Genomic DNA, 18,300 nt, shown 5'->3' with positions numbered 1-18,300 from the left:
AAGGCGATTGGCGAATTAATCATTAATTGAGTCATCATCTTTCCTTACAGTGAGCTATAACGTTCGCGTAAACGTTGGCGAACAACTTCAGCAATGGTATTAAAGAAGAAGGTGAACACGAACAATACAAAGGCAGCTAAGAACAATACGCGATAATGCGTACTACCAATGGCCGACTCTGGCATTTCTACGGCAATGTTTGCCGCTAAGGTACGCATACCTTCAAATACACTCCACTCAAGGATTGCAGTATTACCGGTTGCCATTAACACAATCATGGTTTCACCCACTGCACGACCTAAGCCCATCATAATAGCTGAGAAAATACCCGGGCTGGCGGTAAGTAATACCACCTTAGTCAGGGTTTGCCAGTTTGTTGCACCCAGTGCCAAACTGCCGTTTGATAAATGACGTGGTACAGAGAAAATAGCATCTTCAGCTATCGAGAATATGGTTGGAATTACCGCAAAGCCCATGGCAATACCCACAACCAGCGCATTACGTTGGTCGAATGTGATGCCTAAATCATTGGTAATAAATTGACGAGTATTGCCGTCAAATAATGCCACTTCAATCACAGGGCTGATTTCAAAGGAGAACCAACCAATAAATATAATCACCGGCAATAGCATTAGCTCTTGGTAGGTTTCTGGTAAGCGCTGCTTCCATTTTTCTGGCAATTTACTCCAAGCAAATGCGGTGGCAAGTATTGATGTGGGCAATAACATCAACAACACCACAATGCCGGGCAAATGATCTTCAATCAGTGGCGCTAGCCATAAACCAGCCAAGAAACCCAAAATAACCGTCGGCAATGCTTCCATGATTTCAATGGTAGGCTTAACTACATTACGTACTTTTGGTGTCATAAAGTAAGCGGTATAAATCGCACCAGCTATCGCTAATGGCGCGGCAAATAGCATAGCGTAAAATGCCGCTTTCATGGTGCCAAATGCCAGTGGCATTAAGCTCAACTTGGCTTCAAAGTCGTCAGAACCAGAAGTGGACTGCCACACATATTGTGGTTCAGGGTAACCTTCGTACCATACTTTTTCCCACAGTGCGCTCCACGATATTTCTGGATGATCATTTTCAACAGAGAAAAGGTTAAGTTTGTTATCGGCTTCAATCACCAAGGCATTTGAACGTGGGCTAAAGCCCATTTTACCAGGGTTAGTTAACTGAAATTTTTCGTCGAATAACTCACGTTCACTGGTTGTATAAAGCAGTGTTAATTCGCCATCTGCACTCAACACTGCAAAGCTTTTACGATAAAACTCTGTCGCCATTACACTAACAGGAGCAAGGTCATCAAACTCACGAATCTGCTGATATAAACGACCTTTTTCGCTATTAACTTGGAAGTACTGACTCACAATACCGCTGTCATAACTCACCAATATAGAGCTTGCTCCGGCAAGCAAATTAACTTGCTTAACTTTAGCGCCGGCTTTATTTACATCGACAACCTGAAGTAACTCAACAGAATCGGCATCGCGAGTGTTATAAATAAACAGTTTATTATTTGCACTCAAAATTAGCTGACGATGGTCAGGGGTCATGATTGCTGATATGACATGATTAGGTGCATCGTTAATAAACACTTCAACTGATGACCACTCAACCTCTTCGGTCATCATGTTTTCTTCGCCTTCTTGGCGATTAAGCTTCCACGCACCGTTTTTGTCTTGATAAGCAAAACTCATGCGGCCGTCACTATAATCAAACACCAGATTATATACTGCACCATCACTGTTAATGGTTAACGGCTCTTCGCCCAAGGGGTAACGTAAAGAAGGGGTAATCACGCGTTTGTTGTCAGGATAAGTCAGACCAAACTCAATACCCACCACAATGACTTGGCCATTACTGAGTCCTAATGCAAAACGTTGCTCGCTAGGGCTAGATTTTGCACTACTAGTAACAGTGGCGCCTTGTGGTAATTTAGGCGTAAAAGATGAAATGAGCTGACCTGTAATCGACGAGTAAAAATCAACCGAACCCGATTCAGTAACTCGGTATAACACTTCATTTTGTTCGTCACTGCCAACCATTAACGTTTTAGCATCAGCATGCTGATAACTAATACTGGTAACTGGCTCTATATGTGCACCATCAAAAATGGGTTTGATGACATACAGCAAATAGAAAAATATTAATAACAATGTGACAAACACTAAGGTGCCGCCAACGGTTACCCCAATCTCTGCTGCTTTATCCTTAAATGCTCTGCGAGTTGCATGTCTATCAACAAGTAGACTTTTTTCAGCAGAACCAGGTTGATTTACCTGACTTTCCATTAAGAACCTCTAATAATTAATCGATGCCATAATTAGCGCTTTGATTGTGTAGTTTACTGTGCTAACAATAAATATTTATGACCAAATAACTAATATAAATAACTTATTTAACTAAGCTAAAAACTCAGTAAAAAAACAAGTTAATAACATAAGTAAAAAAACTAGTATCTGAATAAATGTTTGTAACACAAGCGTAAAGCATTTACGCAATCTTAAGTGGCTGCGATTATATGACGTAAAGATGACAGTTGTGTTACAGCCAATATTAATAGGAGAAATATCGTATGATGCGTTACCTTATCACTCTGCAAGCTCCTGATAGAAAAGGTTTAGTCGAACAAATAGCTAATGTTGTTAGTCGACATAATGGCAACTGGTTAGACTCAGAAATGCGTCATATAGACGGTATTTTTGCAGCAATATTACAGTTAGAAGTGCCTGCACTTAAGTGGGATCAATTAATTGATGCTTTAGAATGCATTGACGGATTAACCTTAACTTTTGCAAAAACTAGCTTAAGTGCTAAGCCAATCAAGCATCTGCATTACAACTTAGTTGCATATGACCGCCCAGGAATTGTGTTACATATTTCTAATAAAATGAATGAACTAGGTATCAATATTGAACAGTTTAGTAGCCAATATGAAACGGCTAGTCACACTGGTATTGCATTATTTAGAGCCACCATGGCCTTGGGCTTAACCGATCCTAATCAAGAAGAGAAAATTACAGCATCACTTTATGAAATGGGTGATGATGTTGTATTAGATAAGCTCAATAAACCAACCTGAGTTAATTTTAAAAACCTGAATTATTCAACGTTTTACCAATCTACTTAACCATTAACCCAAGGTGGAGCCAAATTAAGCCTAAAATCCGTTTTCATCATCTGCTAAACTGCCACAAATAATGATGATAAAAATGGATTGACCATGTTTGGAACGCTATCAAAACTGAAAACCCACCTCAATGATAACCATGAGGTGGAGTATCATTTACCTGTAGGTGAAGCGCGCTTAGCCCTTAACCCGCTTATAGGTAAGTCATTAACCATGGTTCACACGGGTAATATTTTTTGCAGCAACTGCGGTAAAAAAACTAAAAAAAGTTATTCTCAGGGTCATTGTTACGTATGCATGACAAAACTGGCCAGTTGCGACCTGTGCATTATGAAACCTGAAACATGCCACTTTGATCAAGGTACTTGCCGTGAACCAGAATGGGCCATGTCAAATTGCTTTGTTCCTCACTATGTCTATTTGTCTAATACTTCAGGTATTAAAGTGGGTATTACTCGCTACACCCAAATTCCAACTCGTTGGATAGACCAAGGCGCAACTCAAGGTTTACCTATTTTTAAAGTGTCGACCCGTAAAATGTCGGGCTTAATCGAAATTGAATTAGCCAAATTTATTAACGATAAAACCCATTGGCAAGCCATGCTTAAAGGCAATAATGATGATATCGATCTCATCGAACAAGCTGGCCAACTTATCCCATTAATTGAAGATAAATTACAAGCCCTCGCTGCTGAATATCAAGACATTGTCATTGAACGTCTTGATGCAAACATCCAAGCCATTAGCTACCCTATTACGCAATTTCCTATCAAAGTGAAATCGCATAATTTTGATAAAATTGCTGAAGTGACAGGTATCTTGCAAGGTATTAAAGGGCAATATTTAATCTTTGATACTGGCGTAATTAATATCCGAAAATTTAGCTCTTATGAAGTGGAAGTCAACCACGATTAATATCAATATTGTTGAATAAAAAAGACGCAAACAGCGTCTTTTTTATGCACAAAAGCCGTATTTAAGCTTGTGGAATATCATTTAACATCATTTTAATCAGCGCATCAAATCGAGCTTCTCGTTCTTCAAGTATACGATCTGGCTCGGTAAACCCTTGCGCTAAAACACGCCAAAATGGCAAGTTAACTCTGGGATTGAAAAAGGCGATTAAGACGGACCCTTTCTCATAATTACCATTAACATCTTGGGTATACAAACCGGGTACTAATCCGACTTTAGCGAGGATCTCTGTATCACTCATTTCTGACTCGAGTGCCATACCAAACCCAACAATCATTTGTGGCGAATCATTAATCGATACTAACTGATAGCCTTTGTTAGCCATTAATTTATTGACTGAACTGATTAATTGTTTGCGTAAAACTTCTTCATCCATCTTATTGGCTGTATGCACAACAAACATGGTTTCATGCCAAGCGTACGTTTTTGATAACGTAGATAAATCACCACTAGCCACGATAGTAATACGGTTATTGGGTGTTGTACTCACTGTATTTGTTGTACAAGCAGTTAACAGCACTATGCTAAGGAAAAAAATAATTTTACTTAGGTTTCTTAACATAAAAGAATTTCCCATTTATTAGTTTGTTTTAAACCTTATCGATATAATGTTTAAGCTACCCCGTTCAACTTGAGATAACAATCTTTAGTTTAATTATAAATTAGCGAACAATTAATATTAGATTGTCATAGCATTAACCGTTAAAATGCCAACAATTTTTAATGAGACCAGGACTAAATACAACATGGAATTGGTATTTGCAATAGCATTATTTGCATTTTCTGCCGGCATAACCCCCGGCCCAAATAACATCATGTTAATGACTTCTGGTGTGAATTTTGGCATAAAACGCAGTATTCCACACTTACTAGGCATCAGCTTAGGCTTTCCGACAATGATATTGGCGGTAGGACTTGGATTAAGCGCAATATTTAAAGCCTACCCAATAATCCACACAGTAATTAAAGTAGTTGGCATAACTTACTTGCTGTATTTGTCATGGTTAATTGCTAACAGCAGCAGTAAAATGGAAGGCAAACAAGTCAGCAAACCGTTTAGCTTTATTCAAGCTGCTGCATTTCAATGGGTAAACCCAAAGGGGTGGATTATGGCTGTCGGTGCTATTGCCACTTTCACCTCGGTGCAACAAGAACTCAACGGCCAAGTGATCACTATTGCAAGCGTGTTTTTATGTGTGGCATTCCCCTGCGCGATTGTCTGGCTTGGGTTTGGCGTAGCATTAAAGCGTCTACTTAAAAATGATCGTCAACAGCGTATTTTTAATGTCACAATGGCTTTATTATTAGTGGCATCTATTATCCCAATGATGTTGCCACCTACAGCACGCTGATGAATTTAATAGGGTTAAAGGCTAATTAATGGAACAACATGAATATCTTATCCACACTGAAATGTGGGTAAAAGATGTCATTATGAAATACAACATATGCCCTTTTGCCCGCCGAGAAGTCGAACGAGCCAGTATTCGTTATGTTGCCATTGAAGACACTAAAATAAAGGCTGTTTTAAAGGCGTTATTGGCAGAATGTCAATACCTAGATAATCACCCTGAAACAGAAACTACGTTATTTATTTTACCTCGCGGTTTTGAAGGCTTTTATGCTTATCTAGATTTAGTTGATGATGCAACAGCGTTATTATCTGAACAAGATTATGATGGCGTGTACCAGTTAGCCACCTTTCATCCAGACTATTGTTTTGATGGCGAACCACAAGACAGTGCAGCTAATTTTACCAATCGTTCGCCCTATCCTACTCTGCATATTATCCGCGAAGTCAGCATGGAAATAGCATTGGCAAGCTATACCGACCCAGAATCCATTCCAGAGCGAAACATTGCTTTTGCTGAACGTAAAGGCAGCGATTTTTTTATTCAGTTATTGCAGCATTGCACTAAAGATATATCAAAAGTAACAGGCGATAAATAACGGTTATTAGTTTGATTGTAAGTCTACACAGAAATCACTGATAAGCTGTGGCCAATCATCAACATCATCCATCGAATGAGCTATATGAAGCGTGGAACGAGGTAATGCCTTTTTAAGTTCTATCGCGGTATTGATGGGATGGGCCTCATCATCTTGCCAAGCTAGAATTAATGTTGGAATTGAAATAGTGGCAAGTTGCTTTTTACTCGGTAAATCATTCACTGCTGCTGCGCGAAATAGTTGGTCAAGCGTGTGACGGGTCATCAATTTCAATCCGTCTAATATGCCAAGCACACTGTGTTGATGTGCATCAACCAACCAACTTGGAAGCATTTTATCTAAATGTTTAGCATTTATTTTAGCTAAACCTTTACCGCCCCATATTCTTGCCGCTTTAGCCATTTTATAATAATCGTCGACTTTTTCTGCCCGAGTTTGCCATGCTGTTGGCGGCGTCATCAAAATCAATCCTTTGACCTTTTGTGGATATTTCAATGCGGCATACAAACTAGTGGCACACCCCATTGATTGACCGCCTAAAACGAGCTCTGACGGTGCATTAAAATGAGTAGCGACATTTATCATATCTTTTGCCATTTCTGGCCATAAATAATCTTCGACACACTTACCCGCTGAAGATAAGCCATGACCTATGGCATCATAACGGATTAGCTGCAATTTTTTGGGGAATCGATGCCAAGCATATAAACCAATCGCATCTTCACTTTGAATACTGCCGGTTAATCCATGAGCCCAGATAAGGGATTGCCCTTTACCGCTAATGGAACAATTATACTGATTAATATTAAATTGCTCTGTCATGGTGGGAGCTCCTAATGAGTTGGCTTATCCTTTTACAATTTCAATCAACCTATTAATGAATAATGTAATTGAATCTGTAGTATCAAACTCAAATGCTAAACCGTAGTGGGTTAACGTTTCATTTAAGCCTTTGTTTTTACGTGTTGGGAATCGGGTCATTTGAGCATTGTGATAGTAATCATACTTTGCACGTACACCATCAATAGTCACTAATTCTGTCGAAAAAATTTCAAAGGCTGGACGGATAATCAATAACGGTGTTTTACCGTCAACATGCAAATAAACAGGTTCTTTTAACTCAGGCAACATGTATTCGGTAACATTCTTTATATTAAAATTAGTACGACATTGCAGTTCATTCAAGGTTGATGCGATTTGTTCAAGGGTAATGCTCATAAAATAGATGCCTGTTCAGGATAATGTCATTGATTTATAACGCTAGAGTATAGAGTCTTGCTGAATAAATAAAAACAAAAAGCCCCGAACATTTGTTCAGGGCTAATAGTGTTAATGCGTTGGTATTGACTATAACGGCTATTGATTGTTAAAGAAGAATTACGCTTCGATACCTTTACTTGCCAAAAATTCGTCATAAGTACCTTTGAAGTCATTAATCCCTGTTGGGGTAACTTCAAGAATACGGGTGGCCAATGATGATACGAATGCACGGTCGTGCGAGACGAACATTAATGTACCTTCGTATTTTTCTAACGCGTTGTTTAATGACTCAATCGATTCCATGTCCATGTGGTTGGTTGGTTCGTCGAGTAATAAAATGTTTGGTTTTTGCATGATAAGTTTACCGAAATACATACGGCCTTTCTCACCACCAGATAATACTTTAACAGACTTCTTAATGTCGTCAGAACCAAACAACATACGGCCTAAAATACCGCGTACTGATTGGTCATCGTCATTTTCTTTGCGCCATTGACTCATCCATTCGAATAAAGTCATATCATTAGCAAAATCAGCTTCATGATCCTGAGCATAGTAACCTATATTGGCATTTTCAGACCAATTAATGGTTCCTTCGTCTTGTGGGATATCATGCACTAATGTACGTAACAAGGTGGTTTTACCCACACCGTTCTGACCCAAAATAGCAATGCGCTCACCGACTTCAACCATTAGGTTAAGCTTGCTAAACAATGGCGTGTCGTAACCTTTAGCAAGGTTTTCAACGATGAGTGCATTACGGAACAATTTCTTTTCTTGTTCGAAACGAATAAACGGGTTAACACGACTTGATGCTTTAATATCATCTAGCTTAATTTTATCAATTTGTTTAGCGCGTGACGTGGCTTGTTTGGCTTTCGATGCGTTAGCCGAGAAACGTGCGACGAAGGTTTGCAACTCGGCAATTTGAGCTTTCTTCTTGGCGTTGTCACTCATTAAACGTTCACGTGATTGCTGTGCAGCCATCATGTATTCGTCATAGTTACCTGGGAACAAACGCAATTCACCGTAATCTAAGTCAGCCATGTGTGTACATACTGAATTTAAAAAGTAACGGTCATGGGAAATAATAATCATGGTACTGTTACGTTGATTCAACATATCTTGTAACCAGCGAATAGTATCGATGTCCAAGTTGTTGGTTGGTTCGTCGAGTAACAGTAGATCTGGATCTGAGAATAATGCTTGTGCCAATAACACCCGCAGTTTAAAACCCGGCGCAATTTCGCTCATCAGTCCGAAGTGTTGCTCTATGTCAATACCGACACCTAACAATAAGTCACCAGCACGAGATTCCGACGTGTATCCGTCCATCTCAGCAAATTCCATCTCAAGTTCTGACACTTTAATACCGTCTTCTTCACTCATTTCAGGTAAAGAATAAATACGGTCACGCTCTTGCTTCACCTTCCACAACTCGCGGTGGCCCATGATCACAGTGTCTACAACAGAAAACGCTTCGTATGCAAACTGGTCTTGGTTTAATTTACCCATACGTTCATTAACATCTAATGAGACGTTACCGCTTGATGGCTCTAAATCACCGGCAAGGATTTTCATAAAGGTGGATTTACCACAACCATTCGCGCCAATTAAACCGTAGCGATTACCGCCACCAAATTTGACTGAGAGATTTTCAAACAGTGGCTTAGCGCCAAACTGCATAGTGATGTTAGCTGTTGTAATCAAAATGAAATTCCAAATCGTGTTGTGTGTTAAAGCCCATATCAAATTATTGTTTATTCACTCGAGTTAACGTATGTATGACTCAAGCCAGCACTTAAACAAATGCTTAAAAAAATACTAATGAGATTAAAACGGGCATACGGCATTGCCGAAAGGGTCGTTATAAAGCGCGACATTGTAAGGATTTCTGGTCTATTTATCAACCTAAACTGGACCTATATCTCTAACCTTCATACTTTAATGAAGGTTAGATCATAACAGCCTAGAAGTTAAGACGAAGTCCGCCCTAGCCTCTAGACTTTATCACTTTTTATCATATTTGAGCTTTGTTAAAGCTTCAAATAATCAACAATGTAATCCAATCCACCAGTAACGGCAGCCACTTGTGCATCATTACATTGTTGCGCTGTCACCAATGGGCTATCAGGATAGACCTCAGTAGTGGTGTTAAAGTGATTGACAGTAATACCGGCACATAAACTGAGTTTTTTAACCGGATAGTTAATTACCCCAAATTGCTCTATCGGTACTTCAATTAATTGTCCGTTATCGTCAGGCGCGATATGAGTCACTTTAGCCACTGAATCAATCACCGCTTTTTGAAAATCAGGGGTTGGGTTGTCACTGTCGCCAACTAAGTAGAAACCATCAGGAATGATGCCTTTATCGTATTCAACGCCATCACGCGCAGATAGCAGAGGCCTAAACTCTAATTCGTCAGTATCAGTCGTTTCATGTAAATCAATGTGGGCATATACCGTCCCCAAACTTGCGACAAATGCCATCAGCGCGGCAGATTCTTCGGCGGGGCTATTGGCATAAAAAGAGCGATTAGGATCGATGGCTTTAGGATTCCATCGATTAATGGTTTCGTAACCCCAAGGGCTAACACAAGGTGCAACGGCCACATTAAAATACTGAGTATAATCCTGTGCTTTAGTGGCTAAAAACTGAATAGCACCATGAACACCACTGGTTTCATAGCCATGTACACCACCGGTAATCAAAATCGTTTTTTTATTGTTGTCCCAATGTTTTGATGTAAAGCCAAATAATGGGTACTTGTCAGCATTAAGGGATAACGCGCCATATTGAACTTGGTCAAATTGGCTGGTAAGCGGGATTAACTTACTGACAACTTCATTTTGATAAGAGCGCTTGATGGTAACTTGTGCTAACCATTGTGCTTTGTCTGCATCGGTCCATTTTTGACCTGGTGTACCAATTGGATAAGGTGTGGAATTGCTCATGTAACCTCTTAATCATTTATTTTATTGAGTTATGTATCTGTCAGTCATTTGCTTGTAAATGATGTTTATTGCTCAACTATCTGTTTAGTTACTGGGTCGGCTTACTAACTGGATGGGCTTTGGCAAAAATAACCAATGCAATCCCAACAAAAATAATCCCAGCCGATACACTAAGATGAAAGCTAATCACTTCATCTAAAAAGAGTATACCGCCCACAGCTGCAATCACTGGGACCGTTAATTGTAAAACCGCCGCATGGGTTGATGTGAGCCCGCGTAAGGCTTGATACCACAGCGCATAACCAATACCCGAGGCGATTGCACCAGATAAAACCGCTAACCATACACCTTTGACAGACAATACCGTTGTTTGTGGTGTTGAGGTTAATTGAGGCAGTATCCACACAACCAATATCATCAACGCAACCAAGGGTATACTGCGAATAAAATTATAACCCGTATCGAATAGTGGATTAACAGACTTTTTGCCTAACAAAGTATATCCGCCCCAAGCACAACCGCTAATGGACATTAACACTAATCCGGTTATCGAAGGCGCGCTCACACCGGGCAACACCAAATACGCAAATCCGCTAAAAGCCAATAATGCCCCAATCCATTCAAGTAACGTTAAGCGATGACCTTGAAAATAGCTGATTAACATCATGCTAATTTGTACCGCTGCAAACAAAATCAACGCACCAGTGGCGGTATCAAGTAGCACGTAAGCGTATGAAAACGTCACAGCATAGGTAAATAATAATCCCGCCGCAAATAGGCTGCCACGGCTAGTTAAATTTGTGGTGTTAGTTTTAGTCGTGCGCAATAACATCAACAACCACAACACTAAAGCACCGGCTATTAAACGGATGGCAGTGAAACTACTCGGGTCTATTAATGGTGTGATTTGTTGGGTTGATAATGCCATACGGCACAACACCGAGTTGGCCGCAAATGCGACCAAGGCTATCAAGGTATACAGAGCGATAGAAAATCGAGATAAAAAGGCTGATAGATCAGACATAAACGGGACTACTTAGCGTTTTTTTTAAAGGTGAATTTACTTGAAAACCAATGCAACACTCTGACTTGCTGTACATGGCTCAAGCCAAAAAATACACAAATCCAAGGCGAAATCAGTAAAAACCACGGTAAAGCAGCCGTCGAACGACCTGAAAAGAATAGATATAAAAAACCGCCATAGATAACAATGACGCCAAGGAGCCCTACAAACAGCATCATTTTTTTAAGCAGGTATTCTAATTTTTCCACGAGATAGCATTCCTAGAGAATAAAAAGTTACGCCGAGCATAGGCTCGGCGTGACAACATCATAACAAACTGATTATGTAAATTACTACCCGCTTATAAACGCAAACCACCGTCAATTTCAAATACTCGGCCGTTAACGTAATCATTTTCGATAATAAAGCGCACAGTAGCAGCTACTTCTTCAGGTTGACCTAAACGTCCTACTGGCACCATTTTTTCTAAACGTTCTAAGGCTTCAGGCTTCATGGCCGCTGTCATTTCAGTAGCCATAACCCCTGGAGCAACTGCAGCACTACGAATATTATGACGAGCTAACTCTTTTGCCCAACCAACCGCCATAGCTGCAACGCCGGCTTTAGACGCTGAGTAGTTAGATTGTCCCATGTTACCAACTTTAGCAATGCTAGAGATATTGATAATCACCCCAGCTTGCTTGGTTTCAATCATAGCTGCAGCGGCTTCACGACCACATAAAAAAGTACCTGTTAAGTTAACGTTAATAACAGACTGAAACTGCTGATACGACATGCGGTCAGTGACCACGCCGTCTTTGGCTTTAATCATTAAGCCATCTCGTAAAATACCGGCATTGTTGATCAACACATTCACTTGGCCAAAGTCTTCAGCAATAAATTTAAAGCCCGCGACCACATCTTCTTCGTCAGTAATGTCTAAGGCATAGCCTTGTACTTCAGTTATTGAACCTAAATCAGCACAAGCTTGTTCAAGTTTAGTTTGATCAACATCGATAAGCGCCAATTTAGCACCTTGGGTGGCTAAATCATGCGCCATCGCTAGACCTAATCCACCCGCTCCGCCAGTAATGACGACAACCTTACCTTTTAATTCCATCAACTGAATCCTTTATTTTTTCTTTGAAAATTGTTCAAAAATACTCGAAAAATCGCGGCGACCATGGCCTTGGCGAGCATGATTAACATATAAGCTGCGAGCCAAAGATCCCATTGGTGTGCTTGAATTAGAGGCGACTGCCGCTTCTTGCGACAACCCTAAATCTTTAACCATCAAGTCAACCATAAAGCCACCTTGGTAGTCTTTTGACGACGGCACATTTTCCATCACGCCTGGGCATGGATTGTATTTCTCTAACGTCCAGTTACCGCCGCTACTGACTTTCATGATATCAGACAACACTTTAGGATCTAAACCATTATCCAAACCAAGTTGTAACGATTCGCTAGTACCCACCATCAATACAGACAACAGCATGTTATTACAAATCTTAGCGATTTGACCTGCTCCTACAGCACCGGCGTGAAAAATATTGCCGCCCATAACCGTTAATACCGTTTGGGCTTGTTGATAGGCGGCTTCACTACCACCACAAATAAAGGTTAAGGTACCCGCTGCAGCCCCTGCTGTGCCACCAGACACTGGCGCGTCCATAAACTCAATGCCTTTTTCGGCCGCTTTTGCACCCACTAAGCGAGCGCTGTCGACATCAATGGTCGAGCAATCTATCAGTAATGCCTGTTTAGATACCACATCCAACAAACCTTTATTGTTGTCATCGCCTAGGTATAAGCTACGAACATGCTTGCCTGCTGGTAGCATGGTAATCACAAAATCTGCAGAAGCTGCTGCACCACAGGCCGTTTTAGCTCTGAGTGCACCTTGTGCTGTTAACGCTTCTACCGCAACTGGGTTTAAGTCAAATACGGTAACTGTCATACCCGCTTTTACTAAATTGGCAGCCATTGGGCCACCCATGTTACCTAAACCAATAAATGCTACTGTTGCCATCTCATTAATCCTTTTTTAAGTAAAGTCAGCTAATGGGTGTTTATCTTCAGCCCAAGGAGAAGTAACCAGTTGAGTCACTTTATTCGCATCCACTGCGTCGACATCTGCAAATAGCCATTTAGGTTGGCGATCTTTATCAATCAGTAAGGCACGCACACCTTCGCAAAAGTCGCCCATAGAACAACAGTTAACACTAACGCCAAGCTCCCATTTAAAACAGTCTACTAAGCTAAGCTCCGTTCCTAAAGCGGCTTGTTCAAAAATAAGATGCCAACTAATTGGGCTACCCGCTAACGCCGTTTTTTGCGCCCGTTTCAACCAATCAAGTTCAGTATTTAAGGTAGATAATTGATAGTGAACATCAAGAATATCACCCGCCATTAACAAATCGATTTGTTGTTGGAATTGCTGCAAATGGCTGGTTGGCAACGAAGCGATGTGCTGCTTGGACAAATCAGTGAGCAAGTCACTTAATCGTTGATGATTTTCCGCGTTATCTTGACTCCACATGACTTCAGCCATGGCATCAAACAATGGCTCTTTTTCATCGCTATTTAAATAATAGTTACCAAGTTCAACATACAAGGCATCTGCGGCATTCATGTTGTAAGCGGTTAACCCTAAAAATAGCCCTGTCTTACCCGGCATACGGTTTAAAAAGTAACTACCACCAACGTCTGGGTATAAACCTATGGTCACTTCTGGCATTGCAATACGGCTACGATCGGTAACAATACGATGGCTACCGCCAGCCATTAACCCTAAACCACCACCCATTACAATGCCGTCACCCCATACCATCACGGGTTTACCAAACTGATGCAATAAATAATCAAGTTGATACTCTTTGGTGAAAAATTCACAAGCTTCTTCGGTGATATTATTGGGGTTTGCTATTGATGCATGATAAATAGCCCGTACATCACCTCCGGCACAAAAGGCTTTCTCGCCGGCGCCATTTAGCACCACGCAAGCAATACTGTCATCGTTTTTCCAACGGGTTAGTTGGACTTGCATGGCATCAACCATATCGAGTGTTAACGCATTAAGCGCTTTTTCAATATTCAGAGTGACCACACCGATAGATTGACCTGATAGCGTGCCTAATGTTTGAAAAATTACATCTTGAGTCATTAGCAGTTCTTCCAGTTTGCGGCGCGTTTTTGTAAAAAGGCGTTCACACCTTCAGTCTGATCTTCGGTATCGAATAAGCCCACAAACAGTTCTCGTTCAAGCGGTAATGCTTGAGTGCGAGGCATATTCCGCCCAGCTTGAATAAGTGTTTTACACGCACTAACACTACTAGGAGACTGTTTAGCCACTTTAGCGGCCAATGCTACCGCAGCATCTAGTGATTGACTTTTTTCGACCACCTCTTCAACTAAACCTATGTTAACTGCTTTGGCGGCATCAATCAGTTCACCACATAAAATCATCCGTTTTGCCCAACCCTCACCCACTAATGCCGTTAAGTTTTGGGTGCCGCCCGCACAAGGTAATAAACCGACAGAAGCTTCAGGCAACGCCATTTTTGCCTGAGCTTCAGCAATACGTAAATCACAAGCGAGTGCGATCTCTAAACCTCCACCCATGGCGTAACCATTAATGGCAGCAATAGATACCCCACGAAACGCGCTTAAGGTTTCAAAGGCTTCACCAAAGTTTTGCGCCATGATGGCTGCATTGTCTTTATTGCCATCGGCGAATAAATTTAAATCTGCACCAGCTGAGAAAAACTTATCACCTTCGCCGGTAATCACTAGGGAATAAATATCCTTGTCCTGATCCAGCTTAAGGATGATGTTTTTAAGTGCTTGTAAACTGTCAGCCGTCCAAGTATTTGCAGGCGGATTGTTCAAGGTCAATATTGCCGTGTGGCCGATAATATGTTCAAGAATCGCAGGTGGTTTTGTCATAACCTTATGTCCTTATGCTAGGGAATATATTGTGGTTTAGTCACCAGTGGATCTGTTTATTACAAGATTGGATGGGCGTCGCTAGCTAACAAACGCCGGGCAATGATTAAACGCATTATCTCGTTAGTGCCCTCTAAAATTTGGTGCACTCGTACATCACGAAAATGACGTTCTAATGGATATTCACGGATATAACCATAACCGCCGTGAATTTGCAGCGCACCGTCACACACTTGGAAACCCACATCAGTAGCAAAACGCTTCGCCATGGCACAATACGCACTGGCCTCTGGGTCTTGAGTATCTAATTTAAAGGCCGCTAAACGTACCATTTGGCGGGCAGCCACTAATTCTGTTGCCATGTCAGCCAGTTTGAACTGCAATGCTTGGAATGCCGCTAGCGGTTTACCAAATTGCTTACGTTCATTCATGTATTCAGTTGCACGAGTCAGTGCAGCTTGCGCCGTACCAATTGAACAGGTAGCAATGTTAATACGTCCGCCGTCTAGGCCTTTCATGGCAAAGGTAAAACCTTGGCCTTCTTCGCCTAGTAAGTTGGCGGCAGGCACGCGCACATTTTCAAAACTGATTAATCTTGTTGGCTGTGCGTTCCAACCCATTTTATCTTCAGCTTTTCCGTATGTAACACCGGCCGCATCAGCAGGTACAGCAATGGCAGAAATGCCTTTAGGGCCTGCTTCACCAGTACGGCACATTACCACTAATAACTCGGTTTCACCGGCACCAGAGATAAACATTTTTGAACCTGTGATCAGGAAATCATCACCATCACGCACGGCTTTGGTTTGCAATGAAGCCGCATCACTACCAGCACCAGGTTCAGTTAAACAGTAAGATGCTAATAATTGCCCAGTGGTTAAGCCTTCTGACCACTGTTTACGCAACGTTTCTGTGCCCCATGTGGTAACCATCCAAGTAGCCATATTATGAATCGTTAACATTGCTGTGGTAGCTGTACAACCATGGGCTAATTCTTCAAAAATAATCGAAGAATCTAACCGAGATAAGCCCATACCGCCTTCTGATTCTGGCGAATACAACGAACAAAAGCCCAGTTCACCGGCTTTTTGAATAACCTCTTTAGGAAAATGATGTTCTTCATCCCACTTAGCGGCGAATGGAGCGAGCTCTTCGGCAGAGAATTGACGAGCTAAATCAGCAAACTGACGCTGATCTTCGTTTAAATTAAAATCCATGCTGGACTCCTAATATTGTCTTGGATGACTCTTGGGTCATTTGAAGTTTTGCCCGCCTGCGGCTTAAGCTGCTTATCCATTAGATTGTCTGTGTTACAACATCATCCAATGGCGCGGGTCAAAATTGTCTTGTTAAATTAGCTAATAAATATTGCCGCAATAAATCAATAAACTAACTATCACGGCGAATGGAGACTTACCCGAGCAGGGATTATTTGAGGTCAATGCTCATGTTAGGACCACTAACGGCTTCTGTGTCAAACCAGCGTGAAGTGATGGTTTTAGTTTCAGTACAAAAACGCACCGCTTGTTTACCATAGGCGTGCTGATCACCATAGAAACTGCCTTTCCAACCAGTGAATGAGAAGAAAGGTAATGGCACAGGGATCGGTACGTTAATCCCTACTTGGCCAACTTCTATTTCGTGTTGATATTTACGAGCGGCACCGCCAGATGCAGTAAAGATAGAGGTGCCATTACCGTAAGGACTGTTATTAACCAGCTCAATAGCATCATCTAAATTGTCCGCTTCCATGCAACACAATACAGGGCCAAAGATCTCTTCTTTGTATATGCTCATGTCGGTGGAGACATTGGTAAACATGGTTGGACCAACCCAGTTACCCGATTCGTAACCTTCTAAGGTAAAATCGCTGCCATCTAATAAACACTCAGCACCTTCAGCTTTACCTTGGGCAATGAGTTTGAGTACCCGTTCTTTTGCTGCAGGACTAATCACTGGGCCGTAAGCAGCGTTTTTGTCATCCCACAAACCTGGGCGCACTTTAGCTAACGCCTCTTTTAACTCAGGGATCCACTCTTTGGCTTTACCCACAAACACTGCGACCGAAATAGCCATACAACGTTGACCTGCCGCACCCACTGAGGCGCCGACCATGTTATTGATCACTTGCTGCTTATTCGCATCAGGCATGATCACGCAATGGTTTTTAGCCCCCGCAAACGCTTGCACGCGTTTTAGGTTGTCGGTGCCCGTTTTGTAAATGTATTGACCCACCCCCACAGAACCAACAAACGAAATCGCTTTAATAGCAGGATCCCTAAGCAAAATATCAACTGCGGTTTTGTCGCCATGAATAAGTTGTAATACACCTTTTGGCGCACCCGCTTCAACAAACAACTCCACTAAACGTTGCGGCGTCATCGGATCTTGTTCAGAAGGCTTTAAAATAAAGGTATTACCGCAAGCAATTGATAATGGGAACATCCATAACGGGATCATTGCAGGGAAATTGAATGGCGTAATACCCGCACACACACCTAATGGTTGCGTGTAACTGTAGGTGTCGATGTTACGGGCAACGTTTTCTACCGTTTCGCCCATCATCAATGACGCTACGTTACAGGCATGTTCGGCTACTTCAATACCGCGCCATACATCGCCTTTAGCATCTTCAAAGGTTTTACCGGTTTCTTGGGCCAAAATGGTCGCCAGTTCATCGTGATGTTCTTTTAGCAAATGTTGGTAACGTAACATGACGCGCGCACGTTCAGATACGGGAACTTCTTTCCATGTCTTAAACGCTTCCTTAGCACTGTGAATAGCCAATTCGACTTCGGTAGTGGTAGCACAGTTAATGTTGGCGATAACTGAATTATTAGCAGGGTTAGTCACATCAATATTGCGGTCACCATTACCATGTGTGAATTCGCCGTCAATGTAATGCTTAACTTGTGTGATCATGTTGCTTTCCTCGATCCTTGAACATCTTATGAGTGAAATAAGCCCACTCGTATTGAGTTACTGCACAGGTGACGCGATTTGTTGTGTTTGTCAGTCTCACTAAAGTGGCTGCGTGTACATCTACCTGTGCGGTGGTCTTGTCGAAC

At 41.6% G+C, this 18,300-nt stretch carries 18 protein-coding genes; 4 read left to right on the top strand and 14 right to left on the bottom strand.

Features of this window, described 5'->3' with window-relative positions; genetic code table 11:
* Positions 1 to 44: 44 nt before the first annotated feature.
* Positions 45 to 2,300, bottom strand: coding sequence for an ABC transporter permease subunit (locus tag FCN25_RS17220; RefSeq protein ID WP_137226632.1), 2,256 nt, complete (start codon positions 2,298 to 2,300; stop codon positions 45 to 47).
* A gap of 284 nt (positions 2,301 to 2,584) precedes the next feature.
* Between FCN25_RS17220 and FCN25_RS17215 the strand changes: the two genes are divergently transcribed.
* On the top strand, positions 2,585 to 3,091 hold the full coding sequence (locus tag FCN25_RS17215) for a glycine cleavage system protein R (protein WP_137226631.1): 507 nt from the start codon (positions 2,585 to 2,587) through the stop codon (positions 3,089 to 3,091).
* A gap of 141 nt (positions 3,092 to 3,232) precedes the next feature.
* On the top strand, positions 3,233 to 4,054 hold the full coding sequence (locus tag FCN25_RS17210; RefSeq protein WP_137226630.1) for a DUF2797 domain-containing protein: 822 nt from the start codon (positions 3,233 to 3,235) through the stop codon (positions 4,052 to 4,054).
* A 61-nt stretch (positions 4,055 to 4,115) separates the two neighbouring features.
* Here FCN25_RS17210 and FCN25_RS17205 read toward each other — a convergent pair whose 3' ends face one another.
* The gene (locus FCN25_RS17205) at positions 4,116 to 4,676 is read right to left on the bottom strand and encodes a DUF4136 domain-containing protein (RefSeq protein ID WP_137226629.1); all 561 of its coding nucleotides are present in this window, start codon (positions 4,674 to 4,676) and stop codon (positions 4,116 to 4,118) included.
* A 184-nt stretch (positions 4,677 to 4,860) separates the two neighbouring features.
* Here FCN25_RS17205 and FCN25_RS17200 point away from each other — a divergent pair, with 184 nt between their 5' ends.
* A complete protein-coding gene (locus tag FCN25_RS17200) occupies positions 4,861 to 5,466 on the top strand; it encodes a LysE family translocator (RefSeq protein WP_137226628.1) in 606 nt (201 codons plus the stop codon).
* A 28-nt stretch (positions 5,467 to 5,494) separates the two neighbouring features.
* Positions 5,495 to 6,064: a DUF1415 domain-containing protein gene (locus FCN25_RS17195; RefSeq protein WP_137226627.1), complete on the top strand. Its 570-nt coding sequence runs from the start codon at positions 5,495 to 5,497 to the stop codon at positions 6,062 to 6,064.
* 6 nt (positions 6,065 to 6,070) lie between these two features.
* Here FCN25_RS17195 and FCN25_RS17190 read toward each other — a convergent pair whose 3' ends face one another.
* From FCN25_RS17190 to FCN25_RS17135, 12 genes are all read right to left on the bottom strand, one after another.
* Entirely contained in the window at positions 6,071 to 6,886 is an 816-nt protein-coding gene (locus FCN25_RS17190) for an alpha/beta fold hydrolase (protein ID WP_137226626.1), read from the bottom strand.
* A gap of 24 nt (positions 6,887 to 6,910) precedes the next feature.
* Positions 6,911 to 7,282 carry a hypothetical protein gene (locus FCN25_RS17185; RefSeq protein WP_137226625.1) on the bottom strand — a complete coding sequence of 124 codons (372 nt, stop codon included), beginning with the start codon at positions 7,280 to 7,282 and terminating at the stop codon, positions 6,911 to 6,913.
* A gap of 159 nt (positions 7,283 to 7,441) precedes the next feature.
* Entirely contained in the window at positions 7,442 to 9,034 is a 1,593-nt protein-coding gene (locus FCN25_RS17180) for an ABC-F family ATPase (protein ID WP_137226624.1), read from the bottom strand.
* Positions 9,035 to 9,360: 326 nt separating this feature from the next.
* Positions 9,361 to 10,281, bottom strand: a complete 921-nt coding sequence (locus FCN25_RS17175) for a M14 family metallocarboxypeptidase (protein WP_137226623.1) — start codon at positions 10,279 to 10,281, stop codon at positions 9,361 to 9,363.
* Between the two features lie 88 nt (positions 10,282 to 10,369).
* Complete coding sequence (locus tag FCN25_RS17170; protein WP_137226622.1) at positions 10,370 to 11,305, bottom strand: DMT family transporter; 936 nt, start codon at positions 11,303 to 11,305, stop codon at positions 10,370 to 10,372.
* Between the two features lie 8 nt (positions 11,306 to 11,313).
* Positions 11,314 to 11,520 (bottom strand): hypothetical protein, encoded by a 207-nt coding sequence (locus FCN25_RS17165; protein WP_137227455.1) that lies wholly within the window; start codon positions 11,518 to 11,520, stop codon positions 11,314 to 11,316.
* A gap of 125 nt (positions 11,521 to 11,645) precedes the next feature.
* The gene (locus FCN25_RS17160) at positions 11,646 to 12,404 is read right to left on the bottom strand and encodes an SDR family oxidoreductase (RefSeq protein WP_137226621.1); all 759 of its coding nucleotides are present in this window, start codon (positions 12,402 to 12,404) and stop codon (positions 11,646 to 11,648) included.
* Between the two features lie 12 nt (positions 12,405 to 12,416).
* Positions 12,417 to 13,316 (bottom strand): 3-hydroxyisobutyrate dehydrogenase, encoded by a 900-nt coding sequence (mmsB, locus tag FCN25_RS17155; RefSeq protein ID WP_137226620.1) that lies wholly within the window; start codon positions 13,314 to 13,316, stop codon positions 12,417 to 12,419.
* A 15-nt stretch (positions 13,317 to 13,331) separates the two neighbouring features.
* The gene (locus FCN25_RS17150) at positions 13,332 to 14,450 is read right to left on the bottom strand and encodes an enoyl-CoA hydratase/isomerase family protein (protein WP_137226619.1); all 1,119 of its coding nucleotides are present in this window, start codon (positions 14,448 to 14,450) and stop codon (positions 13,332 to 13,334) included.
* Positions 14,450 to 15,232: an enoyl-CoA hydratase gene (locus FCN25_RS17145; protein ID WP_137226618.1), complete on the bottom strand. Its 783-nt coding sequence runs from the start codon at positions 15,230 to 15,232 to the stop codon at positions 14,450 to 14,452. The genes FCN25_RS17150 and FCN25_RS17145 overlap by 1 nt, the downstream gene beginning before the upstream one ends.
* Before the next feature lie 59 nt (positions 15,233 to 15,291).
* Positions 15,292 to 16,449, bottom strand: a complete 1,158-nt coding sequence (locus FCN25_RS17140; protein WP_137226617.1) for an acyl-CoA dehydrogenase family protein — start codon at positions 16,447 to 16,449, stop codon at positions 15,292 to 15,294.
* 211 nt (positions 16,450 to 16,660) lie between these two features.
* Entirely contained in the window at positions 16,661 to 18,154 is a 1,494-nt protein-coding gene (locus tag FCN25_RS17135; RefSeq protein ID WP_137226616.1) for a CoA-acylating methylmalonate-semialdehyde dehydrogenase, read from the bottom strand.
* Positions 18,155 to 18,300 lie beyond the last annotated feature (146 nt).

The organism is Shewanella sp. MEBiC00475 (assembly GCF_005234075.1).
In the GTDB taxonomy this organism is placed as follows: Bacteria; Pseudomonadota; Gammaproteobacteria; order Enterobacterales; family Shewanellaceae; genus Shewanella; species Shewanella polaris.
This window is presented reverse-complemented; position numbering and strand designations above follow the sequence as displayed.